The sequence below is a fragment of the Psychrobacter sp. TB67 genome, from assembly GCF_000511065.1.
GTDB lineage: Bacteria > Pseudomonadota > Gammaproteobacteria > Pseudomonadales > Moraxellaceae > Psychrobacter > Psychrobacter okhotskensis.
In genome coordinates this window covers 138,162-151,397 of the sequence record NZ_AYYA01000044.1, presented here as the reverse complement: position 1 = coordinate 151,397, position 13,236 = coordinate 138,162, and the positions used below count along the sequence as shown (strand labels likewise).

The following is a 13,236-nucleotide window of genomic DNA, read 5'->3' as shown; positions in this document are numbered from 1 at the left end:
ATGAAACTCATTCAATCGACCTTTGCCTTATCACCACAGTTTCGTCCTGCTGCTATCACGTTGGCGGTGGGTGCGTTCTTGGCGTCTTCAGTGATAACCCATGCTGGTACCTCCTATGATAGCAGTGGCGATCCAAGCTATAACAAAATTGGCGATTTGACTATTTATCAACCCAGTAGCGAATCGAATAAACCTACGCTAACTTTGATGTTAGATAAATCAGGAAGTATGAAAGGGGATTATAGTTTCATTAGAGATTATCTTTTTGAAGATACTAGGGTCTATCGGGCTTATAGCACCAGAAGACAATGTTTTCCCTTTATTGGCTGTTTCAATGTAAGAGATAAAAATTTTTATTATTTTAGTCCCAATAATGTACCTGCCAACCTTGTAAAAGAAGACTGGGTTCAAAAATATACAGTTAAAGGCTTGGTAGGCAAAGACAACCAGTTATGTGTAATGAGAGACAATCCGATCTCTAATCCTAATAATGATTTAGCTGATAGTTACTTACCTCTGAGGTCGATTAGAGATGGTGTAGCGCTTGAAGCTTGTTTGCTAAATGGAGAGGTAAAATACGATCGTATGTCTTCTCTAAAAAATGCAATATATGAGCTCATACAGCTTGAGAATATGAATGAAGATATAGCGCTTGGTATTGGAGCATTTGGTTACGGAAATAGTAAGCAAGGACAAATAAAGGTTCCTGCAAAACCATTGGATGCGACCCAAAAGCAGAATATCCTCGCGTTTTTAGGCAATCTGAATGCTTCTGGTGGCACACCGATGGCAGCAGCCTATACTGATGCTGGTGCTTATATGTTGGGCAACAGCTCAGCTGGTGGAATAGCTAACAACCAGTACAGCGGTATGCTATCAACTTCAGATACTGAAATTGTAAATAGCAATACGTACAGGGCACCAGAAGCTCAGCAATGCGGCGCAGAAGGTATCTATCTACTCACTGATGGTTTACCCAACAGTATGGGCGAAAGGTCTACGTTAGAGAGTATGATGAAAACATCATTGAATCTTTCTAGCTTTTCTTGTCCTGATTCAGGTGGGCTGCTAGAGGGCGCTGAAACAGAAAATAACCAATGGAAGTGCATGGGTGCATTTGCAAAAAAACTGAGGACAGAGCGCCAAGTGACAACAGCAATGGTTGGTTTTGGTGCTACGTTTGATACTGTAAACAATCCAAATAATTATACGTCAGTAGAGCGCACGTTGACTAGGTTTACGGACAGTGATGGCGCGCCTTATAGATATAATAAAAAGTATTACGACTGCTCGCAGATTTCGGCTACTGCCAATCCTGATGCACGCAATGCCTGTAACCTAGGTATGGAATCAGGTATATATGATACTGATAGTGTCAGTGTTGGTGGCTATGGACAAGGTGGGTTTTTCTTTGCTAAAGATACAAAGGACATCGTTGGTAGTGTCTTATCTGTTATACAGGAATTAGAAACGGATTTACCCAGTATTCCTGCAGGTACTATCACTGTGCCCGCAGATCCTCTAAGTAGTCTAGGCATCAAACCTTATGCTTATCTACCGATGCTAGAGCCCAAAGTGGGTAGTGATGCCTCAATATGGGCGGGCAATCTCAAAAAATACCATGTCAAACAAGCCACGCTATATGGAAAAGATGGCGATAGACTCTATGTCGATGATGACGGTGACGGCTTTCCTGATGACTTAAATCCAAATGCACAAGATATCTGGAGCACACAAAACCAAACGGTACTTAACGAAGCTGGCGTTAGTATTAATGTAAATAATAGAATCACAGCGGGTGGCTTTTATGCTCAGCTAAAAACACCAAAGACAGGGGGCAATACCACACGTAATGTCTATGTTGAAAATATCGTGGATGGCGAAACGCAATTGCTCAAAGTGGGCGTCACGGATGGAGCATTACAAGGGTTTGGTGACCTTGATGATTCATATAAAACTTTAACCAAATTATACTTACTCAATTTCTTGGGTTATGATGCCAGCCCGACTCAGGCTGAAGCAGATCGTATCGATGCTGCCGATGGCGGCGTGCTAGCGGAGCTCGAAAAAATCATTATTAATCCACCAGGCGATATAAAAGTGTTAGGTGGAGTGATTCACTCTAGACCGACACTCATCTCTTATGGTGCCAATATCAATGCGAATGATAAAGATACTGATGGTGATGGCAAGGTAGATGCCGATGCAGGTATGGTAGCAACTGATGAGAGTAGCCGTGATGACTATGTGATGTTTGGCTCAATGGAAGGTGCTTTACACATTGCTTCTGCAGATAGTGGGCAAGAAAGTTTGGCGTTCATTCCAAAGACTATCCTTAATAAGCAGATTCAAGCTTTACAGCCAGAAGGTAGCATCGTAGATGCGCCTGTGTTTGGCGTTGATGCACCATGGTCAGTACAAGGCAGTTATAAGTACGACTTTAGTTCGCCCACATCTGAGTCATCTGGAAAAATCCTCGCTGATAAAGTCTACGTCTATGGTGGTCTACGCCAAGGCGGCAAGGGAGTATATGGTCTAGATGTTAGCAGTTTAAGTAGCCCTGAAATGCTATTTAGCATAAATAACAGTACTGATGGCTATCAAGCATTGGGAAAAGTGTGGAGTGAGCCGGTGTCTGGCAAGATAAAAGTTGGCACGGGTAAAAACAGCATCAAGGATGTCATCATCTTCGGTGGTGGTTATGATGAATGCTACGAAGATCCGACATTCCGCTTGGATGCAACTGACAATGAGTTTGAAGATTGCAATAAATCGATGACGGACGGCAATGCGGTATATATCGCAGATGCCAAGACAGGTGATGTGATTTGGTCAATATCAGGCCGAACGTCAGGTGCCTCGGGCAAGCATATCCAAGTGCCAGAGATGAAGCACAGTGTCGTCAGTAAAATTACAACCTTGGATCGTGATGATGACGGTATGATCGATCATCTGTATTTTGGTGACTTGGGCGGCCAGTTATTCCGCGTGGATCTGCGGAATGGGCAAGCTATCAGCGGTAGTGCAGGTATCAATAACTTTACTCGCCGCATCGTAAAGGTACTCGATGGCAACTCTGGTACGCTGGTCGAGAAAGGCTTACAGCGCCGGTTCTATGGTCAGCCTTCAGTGAGCTTTTATAAAGATCAAAGCGTTCTGTTTGCACTAGTCAATATCGCCTCTGGTGATAGAAGCAATCCAATATCACGCTTGCGCAATGATATCCCTAGCCAGTCCGATCGATTGTTCGGAGTCATTGATCGAGATATTGCCAGTCCAGGACTTTATGGAGAAGACACAAAAATTACGTTAGCCACTGAGAACCTCGATTCAGATGATTTAATCGAATTGCCGTTTAATCAAAACGATGGCAGTGTAACCAAAGCAGGTGTTAAAGTACCAATGCGACCAAATGTCGCTACGTCCCAAGGTTGGTTCTATCCGTTAAATCAGTTTGATGGCAATAGTAAAGTCAAAAATGTCAAATCCATGGGTGATGGTATGGCCATTGGTGGTCTTTATTATATGACTGCATACAGCCCAGAGATGAAATATGATGAGACCAGTGGCTGTGCCGCTCAGATTGTTGGTGGTTCAGAGCGTCAAATATATTGTTTGCCTTATGGTATCTGTGAGCAAGAGGATGCTACAACAGACAAATCATCAAATGGTACAGGTGGGTTTGTACGCGCAGGCAAGGGAATTCAAGAGCTGGCATTTGGCGCCTTTAATCCAGAGAACCCTACGACACGTATTATGTTAGGTACCCAGTCATTCAGTGAGTTAGTCGACTCAGGCAATCGTATTGAGTTCGGTGGTGCTTGGTCATCAGATAATGAGTCAGGACTAGATACCAACTGTCCTGGCGGCAATTGTGGAGGATCGAGTACTGGTGCAGATAATGTAAACGCTAGTGGCTCCGGTGGTGGTAATGTCAGTATTATGGACTATCGTTTATTTACCACTAGATGGTATGAGCAGCTATCGGAGTCAGTTAATGACTAGATATGGCAACAGCATACAGCGGTTATTGAGCGGTGTGTCAGCAAGTCGCTACCCAACTGCCCAAAAGGGCTTCACCCTTATTGAAGTGATGATTGTTGTCTTTATCTTAGCTATTTTGGCGGCTATCGCAGTACCTAGCTATCGCCGTTATGTCATCATCAATGCTGAGCGTGATACCCAAGCTAGAATGCTGCAGTTACAATTAGAGCTAGAGCGTTGGCGTGCTACTGCTCTGACTTATAAAGGCTTTGTACCACAGACAGTAGATAGCAATGGCGATACTGATTACAGCTACGCAGATGCGGATGATACCATCATTAATGTGCCTGCCGGTAGTGGCGATGATTACACCTATCGTATTACTCTAGTTGATGGCGATACATCAGGCACGCCTGTCAGCTTAGTAGCAAATCCCGGTGTGGACAATGTCACAGGACGCACATGGAAGATGCTTGCAGTACCTAATTCCACTCGTTATATTAAAACTGGAAGCAAAATCATGCTTACCAGTTCTGGTATCAGATGTATGACAACGACAAGTATCGCGATTGGAGCAGATGATTGCGGAAATGGTGCTCAAACATGGTAATGGTAAAAAATACATATAGACAAGTCAAAGATGAGCGCGGATTTACGCTGATAGAGCTAATGATTGTGGTTGCTATCATCGGTATCTTAGCAGCTATAGCTTACCCAAGCTATCAAGGCTATATCGAAAGGGGTCACCGTGCTGATACGATGAGCGAGCTACAAAACATCGCTGCTACTATCGAAAGTCGCAAGCTGGCGCAAGGGCAATATAGCAATGCGTTACTCACTGGTCTCGGTGGTAACTTCCCACAAAGTAATTCACTCTATACGATCAGCTTTGATCCAGATCCGCTGACCGCTGAATGGACAATTATAGCGTCACCTATAGCAGGTACCCGAATGGCTGGTGATGGCGATCTAACCTTTGACTACCGCGGGCTAAAATGTAGAGATACCGACTGTGGTATGGGTAATGAATGGAGATAGTCATAGATATGTAATTAATTGACAAAAAACGTCAGTCTAGTTTACTATTTACGCTCAAACATGACATAAATTGACAATATACAGTAGGCTAAGCGTAACATTTAGTGTCAGTTATCATAGTAATAGTGACCCATTAAGCATTAATAACAAGGCTAGCAGGCTGATTACGGTAAACACATACTATAAGTGATGATTTTGGCACATTATATGCAGCAGTTATTATAAGAAATAAATATACTTATCACTGACAGTAAGATTATTAATCTACTGTCATATTATCCTAAAGGACAATTCTATGAACACACAAAAAGGTTTTACCCTAATCGAACTAATGATCGTTGTTGCTATTATCGGTATTCTAGCTGCGATCGCTATTCCTCAGTATCAGAACTATGTTGGCCGTGCCAATATCGCAGCAGCAGTATCTACCATAACAGCCAATAAAACTGGTTTAGAAGAGTACGTTATGGAGTATGGTGAGTTTCCAGATGGTACAACTGAGGCTAAAGCGGCAACAACAAAAACGGAAAATGGACAAGTTGTGCAGGTACCTGCTGTACGTGGTGAAACACCTCAGGATTTAGGCATCGTTAGCCCATCATTTGGTACTGTTAAGATTGACGATACTGGAAACGGTGCAGGTGTTATCGAGGTTACATTCAATAGTGGTAACCCAGGTATTAACGGTAAACAAGTACAACTTGTTCGTGATGCGAATGGTACTTGGAAGTGTGTTAGTAACGTAGATGAGAAGTTTGAAAATAAATCATGTGCTATTGACACATCACTGACTCCAATCACTTAATAGACCCGCTAGAATGAAAAAAGCCAAGCATGATGTTTGGCTTTTTTTATATCCAAAATACGTGTTAGTACAACGAGTACATTAAGAGTCTATAACGTAAGAGGTTATTTGATATGGAGTCATCGAATAAAAACCGCGTTTCGCTATCACAGTCAGGGTTTACGCTAATCGAAATGATGGTTATTGTTGCTATTATCAGTATTTTAGCAGCGATTAGTATGGCTAGTTATCAGACACATGTACGAAAAACGCAGGTAATGACTATTTATCAAGAAATTAATAGTTTTCGAACGCCGTATCAGATGTTGATGAATGAAGGGTCAGGAGTGACTGATTTTAGTCCTGCTGGATTAAATCTGGCAGGAAGTTCGAATTATTGTCAGTTTAATGTGATACCGCCTAATATAGACACTGCAACACCTAATGCTGTTACCTGTCATATTCAAAACCTCAGTTATCTATCAAATGAGCAGATAAGTCTTAATTTAACAGCAAACGGTAAATGGGACTGTACAGTGTCTACTGGTATATCAAAGTCTTATTTGCCTCAAAATTGCCAGTAAAATGAGCGAATAAAAAACCACCTAACAGCATATCGCCATTAGGTGGTTTTTTATTGGTTCAGTATATTGGAGTTATCTTAACGTATTACCTATCTCTCTAAATACTGAATCTTACCTTCTACACCATCCCACTTTTCCGCTTCTGGCATTGGCGGCTTCATCTCTGTGATGTTTGGCCATTTTTGTGCCAAATCAGCATTGAGCTCAATGAATATCTCTTGTCCTTTAGGCACTTCATCTTCTGAGAAGATTGCATTTGCAGGGCATTCTGGCTCGCATAGCGCGCAGTCGATGCATTCATCAGGATCGATGACGAGGAAGTTCGGGCCTTCATAAAAGCAGTCCACAGGACAGACTTCCACACAGTCGGTGTATTTGCAAAGAATGCAGTTATCTGTAACGACAAAGGTCATAGTGCTGTCTACCTGTTATTGGCTTAAGGCTAAATAGAATAGTTTAGGATAAGGTGTATTTTAACGCTTTTACGACTATTTGACAAATCCCTTTAATGACTAATGAATTTCTTAAGATGATAGAGCAGGTCATGCGCTTGCTTGGGTGTTAGGTTGTCAGGGTTAATAGCGTTAAGCTCATCTTGCAAGCTAAATAGCTGATTTTGCTGTGGATTATTATTCGTAGTTCTAGTTTGGTTATTACTGCTGCTATTTGCTTTTTCTGCCTCGTCATTATAAGCCTGCTGGCGTTTATCCTTTACTGACTTAGCTAAGTCATTTTTGTCATCAACTTTATCTATCACAATTTTTTCATTTTCTGTTTTTACGCTATTTATTTTCAAATTGTCTATTAAATAGCGCTTGGCATCGTTCAGTACCTGAGTCGGAATACCCGCCATTTTTGCCACGTGTAGTCCAAAGCTAGAGCTTGCTGCCCCCGCGCGTATTTGATGCAATAGTAATAATTGGCCATCGACTTCACTAGCGGCGACATGGACATTACGAATATTGGCATGGCTGCTTTCAGTGCTATTATTATTCTTTGTCAATTTTGTCAGTTCAAAATAATGGGTGGCAAATAATGTCAGGCAGCCAATTTCGACCAAGCGATTGATGCAAGCGTGGGCGATTGCGAGCCCGTCAGTCGTTGCCGTACCGCGTCCGACTTCATCCATCAGCACGAGCGACTTATTGGTTGCTTGATTGAGAATATTAGCGGTCTCAATCATCTCAACCATAAAGGTTGATTTGCCACCTGCCAAGTCATCAGCCGAGCCAATACGGGTAAAGATACGGTCAATATCGCCAATATGAGCGCGCGCAGCTGGTACAAAACTACCGCAATGAGCCAGCAGGACAATTAGTGCAGTTTGACGCATATAGGTAGATTTACCGCCCATATTAGGACCGGTAATCATTAAAAGTCTTTCAGGATTCGTATGACTGCCCAATGCACAATCATTGGCAACGAAATGGCTGCTATGTTTGGTTGTTTTGCTTTGAGTGGCAGTATTATTTGGATCTAACGCCGCTTCGACAACGACATGACGACCTGCTTTGATATCGATACTGGTTTGGCTATCAATTTTTGCATAACTGTCATTTTTTGAGTCGTTACTCATGACTGGGCGCTGCCAGTGATAAGTGATCGCAAGTTGCGCCCAATTACTAAGCACATCTATTTGCGCAATAGCCGCGCTTAGCTGTTGTAGTTCCGCTAAATGGCTGCTTAATAGTGTCAACAGTTGGTGATACAGATGTTTTTCACGAGTTAACGCTAATGTCTGTGCGCTTAGATATTCTGTTTCGACTTGTTTTAACTCGTCAGTGATAAAGCGCTCGCTGCTTTTGAGCGTTTGCCGACGGATAAAGTGCGCCGGTGCATTTTTTGCCTGCATTTTAGGCAATTCAAAATAAAAACCGCTGACCTTATTAAAGCCCACTTTTAGGCTGGGCAATTGGTTTTCTTGACGCGCGCGCTCTACCATCTCATCCAAGGTCACTTGGATATTGTCATGCAAATGGGTGAGGCGATCAAACTCTGCATCGTAGCCTGCGGCTAGCATACCACCATCACGAATATGCGCCGGTGGCTCGGCGATAATGGCACGCTCGATTAGCTCAGCGACAGCTTGTACCGCAGGTAATTGATCAGGCAATTGCTGCATTAGCATGGGCAACAGTCCTGCCTGCTCATGGCTGATACCAGCATTGGTCAGTAGAGTAGTCAGCTGGGTGCTACTAGCAATACCATCAGCAAGTTTACGCAGATCACGCGGTTTAGCGCTCATCAGCCCGATACGGCTACTGATACGCTCTATATCACCGATGGCATTTAAGGTTTCGCGTAAATCACTGACCAATGAATGTTTTTCTAAATTTTGCTTAAGCTGTTTGTTTTCATCCGATTGACTGTCTGTCTGTAAAAGGCTGGCTATCGCCTCTAAGCGCAGATTGATACGTGCATGTTGCCGTAGTGGACGCTTCATTTGCTGCACCAATAAACGACGTCCCATCGGTGTTTGACAGTGATTGAGCACGGATATCAGCGACGTTCCATTGCTGCTGACGGGTGTAAATAGCTCAAGATTTTGCTGACTATTGGCATCAATGATTAGATAGTCATCGCTGTACTCGACGATAAGCTGGTTAACTTGTGGCACATGGCGCTGTTGGGTTTGCCGTGCATAATGAATAAGGGCGGCACAGCTAGATTGGCTAAGCGTGGCATCGCTAATTCCTAGACCATCGAGGCGTTGTACCTCAAACTGCTGACAAAGAGTTGCGCTGGCATGCTCACGGTGAAAGTCATTGGCAGCGACTTCGATGATAGGGCAATCAAGATTTTGCCGTAGCCATGTCAACCAATCTTCGCCATTACCACTACTATTTACATCGCTGTGACTGAGTGCCTCGCTAATGATACATTCACTCGGGGCAAAGCGTGCCAGCACCGTCAGCATTTGAGTTTGTAAGCCTTCGATATCGTCATTATTAGCGTTTACTGTTTGCGTCGTTAACGTCCCAGCGGCCAAGTCCATTTGGCTAATGGCGGCTTGCAAAGCTTGGTTGCTGTTACCTTTTGGCATTGCAATATCAATCGCGACCACGGTCGGTGTATGATTGGGCGCGATTAACGCATCATCGGTAATCGTCCCAGCAGTCAGCGTTTTAACCACTTCACGGCGCATAATAGTGCCAGCAGCAGATTTGCTTTTGTCTTTCTTTTGCTTGTCACCCATCGTAGGCGCTTTGGACGCGCTATTTGCATTGTCAGTGCCAGTGGCAGTGTCAGAGGCTGACTCGTCAACTTGCTCACAAACAACCACTGTCTGCCCAGCCGCAATCAGCCGCGCCATATAGCTGTCAGCGGCATGAAAGGGCACGCCTGCCATCGCAATAGTATTACCAGCTTTATCGGTACCGCGGCGGGTCAAGGTAATGTCTAAGATTTGCGCGGCACGTTTGGCATCATCAAAAAATAATTCATAAAAGTCACCCATCCGGTACAGCAGCAGTGCTTGCGGATAATTGGCTTTCATGGTTAGATATTGCACCATCATCGGCGTATGGTCTGCCAAATGATAGATGGCATCGCCTATGACTAACGGTTCAGCTGAATGAGGATTTTGAGCGGACGGCTTAGCGGTCATGCAGAGTCTCTTTTGGTTCTTATGAGTTTACTGTGGGCGAAATAAGTGTTTTTATAATAATAAATAGTTAAGGATAGTGAGCAAATCATGCCGTTAAATGAGGTGATTAAAAAGCTAAATAATTTAAAGCCATAAGCGCTATTTTAACACGTCCTACAACGTTTTTACGTCGGCAAATATCTACTCATTGCCCTTGTATCCATCGCCGTCATAACCATATATAATGACGGCACACTTAATTGGGCGATACTTCATTAGGCAAGATTTTATTATAAAGTTATTAGGCAATCGTTTATTGGACTGCCTTAAATGAAACCGTAATCAGCCAAATAATGAATAAGCAGCGAGTAAAGCGCTGTCATGCGTACTAATTATCGAATATTTCCATAGGTCAAAAAATTATGTTATCAAAGATTATAGGCAGTGTGGTTGGCACCAAAAATGACCGCGAATTAAAACGCATGCGCAAAGTGGTCAGCAAGATCAACGCACATGAGGCGACGATACAAGCCCTGTCTGATGAGCAATTACAACAAAAAACCGAAGAGTTTAAAGCAAGACACCAAAATGGTGAAAGCTTAGATGCATTATTACCAGAAGCGTTTGCGGTTTGCCGCGAGGCATCGCTACGCGTCAATGGCATGCGCCACTACGATGTGCAGCTGATCGGTGGTCTCACCTTGCACGAAGGCAAAATTGCTGAGATGAAAACCGGTGAAGGTAAAACCTTGATGGGTACCTTGGCGATGTATCTCAACGCTATCAGTGGCAAAGGCGTCCATCTGGTGACGGTCAACGATTATTTGGCCGCCCGTGATGCGGAATTGAACCGTCCGTTGTTTGGCTTTTTGGGAATGACGGTTGGGGTGATTTATTCACAGCAGCCGCCACAAGAAAAGATCGACGCCTATCAAGCGGATATCACCTACGGTACCAATAACGAATATGGCTTTGATTATCTACGCGATAACATGGTGTTTAGTTTAGGCGAAAAAAAGCAGCGCTCATTAAACTTTTGTATTATCGATGAAATTGACTCTATCTTAATCGATGAGGCGCGTACGCCGCTGATTATTTCGGGTCAAGCCGAAGATTCTTCACGTATGTATGCATTGATTAATACTATTATTCCGGTGCTAATTCGTTCAAAAGATGAAGAAGCTAATAAGAATAACGAAGAAGAAGATTTTTGGATTGATGAAAAGAACCGTCAGATCGAGATTAGCGAAAAGGGCTATGAAAAAATTGAGCGTTTCCTAATCGAAGTGGGCGAGCTGGGCGAAAACGAAAGTTTATATAGCCCAAGCCGTTTGCCGTTATTGGCTCATGTTCAAGCAGCCATCCGCGCCCATCATGTGTTTGTCAAAAACGTCCATTATATCGTCGATGATGGCGAAGTGGTCATCGTTGATGAAAACACCGGTCGTACCATGCCCGGTCGTCGTTGGTCAGAAGGGCTCCATCAAGCGGTCGAAGCCAAAGAAAACGTCGAGATCCAAGCGGAGAACCAAACGCTGGCAACCACCACATTCCAGAACTATTTCCGTCTCTATGACAAATTGTCTGGTATGACCGGTACGGCTGATACCGAAGCGGCAGAGTTCAAATCAACGTATGACCTAGACGTCATCGTGATCCCAACCCATGAGCCCATTGCGCGTATCGATATGGATGACCAGATTTTCTTGACCAAATTAGGAAAATATAAAGGCATCATTCGTGAGATTAAAGAGATTCAAGCCAAAGGTGCGCCAGTATTGGTTGGTACGGCGACGATTGAAGCCAGCGAAGAATTGTCTTATTTACTCGATCAAGAAGGCGTCAAGCATAACGTGCTAAATGCCAAGCAGCATGAGCGTGAAGCCGAAATTATCGCGCAGGCTGGTAGCCCAAAATCGGTCACCATCGCCACCAACATGGCCGGTCGTGGTACTGATATTATCCTTGGTGGTAACTGGCAGTCGTTTATCGAAGACATTGATTCGGTCAGTCCAGAAGAGATGAAACGCCTGAAGGCAGAATGGCAAGTCAAACATGACCAAGTCGTTGCGGCTGGTGGTTTGCATATCATTGGTTCTGAGCGCCATGAATCACGCCGTATTGATAACCAGCTACGTGGTCGTGCCGGTCGTCAAGGTGACCCTGGCATGTCGCGCTTCTTCTTATCGCTCGAAGATGACTTGATGCGTATCTTCGCCGGTGACCGCGTTGTCAATATGATGCGCGCCATGGGACTCAAAGAAGACGAAGCCATTGAGCACAAAATGGTCTCCAAATCGATCGAAAACGCGCAAGGTAAAGTTGAGAGCCGCGATTTTGATGCGCGTAAAAATCTCCTCAAGTATGATGATGTTGCCAATGAGCAGCGTAAAGTGATCTATGGTCAGCGCGATGATTTGCTCGCAGATATGGATCTGTTAGAGGCCATTGAAGTCATGCATCATGAAGTCTATAACGCCATGATTAGCCAATTTATCCCACCAGGTTCTATCGATGACCAATGGAATGTTGATGGATTGGAAGATGAGCTTGAGGATGAGTTTAAGATATCAATGCCGATTAATGATTGGCTAGATGAAGATCGCCGCCTAGATGAAGAAGGGCTACGCGCCAAAATCATTCAGACAGCACTGGATCATTATCATGGTCGCCGTGAGCAAATGGGTGAAAAAGATGCCGCTCAGCTTGAGCGTCATTTTATGCTGCAAAGCCTAGACAAGCACTGGAAAGAACATTTGACGCAAATGGATCAGCTGCGCAAAGGTATCCATCTGCGTGGTTATGCGCAAAAAAACCCTGAGCAAGAATATAAGCGGGAATCGTTTGAGTTGTTCCAAATGATGCTAGGGGCGATTAAGTCAGAGACGGTACAAGATTTATCACGTGTCCATATCCCGACCAAAGAAGAGCTGGCGGCATTAGAAACGCAGCAACGTGAGAATGCTGCTCATATGCGCATGCAATTCGAGCATGATGATATCGACAACTTAGATAGCAATGCGGACAATAATGCAGCAGAGCAGGGGCAACCACAAAATCGTAACCCTAATAGCGGCGCGGCAGGGATAGGCGCTGCGATTGGTGCTGGTAATAATGCGGATCGCAACTTTAAAATCGGTGATGAGCCAAATCCATACGCTGGTATGAATATCAGCCGTAACGCACCTTGCCCTTGTGGTTCGGGACTTAAATATAAGCAATGCCACGGCAAAATCTAAAGCGTTACCATTAGGGATAAG

The 13,236-nt window shown here is 43.9% G+C and carries 8 protein-coding genes; 6 read left to right on the top strand and 2 right to left on the bottom strand.

Annotated elements, in window-relative coordinates; all coding sequences use genetic code 11:
• From W293_RS0106845 to W293_RS0106825, 5 genes are all read left to right on the top strand, one after another.
• Entirely contained in the window at positions 1-4,005 is a 4,005-nt protein-coding gene (locus W293_RS0106845) for a PilC/PilY family type IV pilus protein (protein WP_025651730.1), read from the top strand.
• Positions 3,998-4,594 (top strand): type IV pilin protein, encoded by a 597-nt coding sequence (locus W293_RS17555; protein WP_025651729.1) that lies wholly within the window; start codon positions 3,998-4,000, stop codon positions 4,592-4,594. Before W293_RS0106845 ends, W293_RS17555 begins: the two co-directional genes overlap by 8 nt.
• Complete coding sequence (locus W293_RS0106835) at positions 4,588-5,022, top strand: type IV pilin protein (protein WP_025651728.1); 435 nt, start codon at positions 4,588-4,590, stop codon at positions 5,020-5,022. Before W293_RS17555 ends, W293_RS0106835 begins: the two co-directional genes overlap by 7 nt.
• A gap of 295 nt (positions 5,023-5,317) precedes the next feature.
• Positions 5,318-5,827 (top strand): pilin, encoded by a 510-nt coding sequence (locus W293_RS0106830; RefSeq protein WP_025651727.1) that lies wholly within the window; start codon positions 5,318-5,320, stop codon positions 5,825-5,827.
• A 113-nt stretch (positions 5,828-5,940) separates the two neighbouring features.
• Entirely contained in the window at positions 5,941-6,390 is a 450-nt protein-coding gene (locus W293_RS0106825; RefSeq protein WP_025651726.1) for a pilin, read from the top strand.
• A gap of 89 nt (positions 6,391-6,479) precedes the next feature.
• On the opposite strand, the gene fdxA is transcribed toward W293_RS0106825, so the two are convergent.
• Complete coding sequence (fdxA, locus tag W293_RS0106820; RefSeq protein WP_025651725.1) at positions 6,480-6,803, bottom strand: ferredoxin FdxA; 324 nt, start codon at positions 6,801-6,803, stop codon at positions 6,480-6,482.
• Between the two features lie 92 nt (positions 6,804-6,895).
• Positions 6,896-9,997, bottom strand: a complete 3,102-nt coding sequence (gene mutS, locus W293_RS0106815; RefSeq protein WP_025651724.1) for a DNA mismatch repair protein MutS — start codon at positions 9,995-9,997, stop codon at positions 6,896-6,898.
• Positions 9,998-10,398: 401 nt separating this feature from the next.
• Between mutS and secA the strand changes: the two genes are divergently transcribed.
• Positions 10,399-13,215: a preprotein translocase subunit SecA gene (gene secA, locus W293_RS0106810; protein ID WP_025651723.1), complete on the top strand. Its 2,817-nt coding sequence runs from the start codon at positions 10,399-10,401 to the stop codon at positions 13,213-13,215.
• The last annotated feature ends 21 nt before the right edge of the window (positions 13,216-13,236 follow it).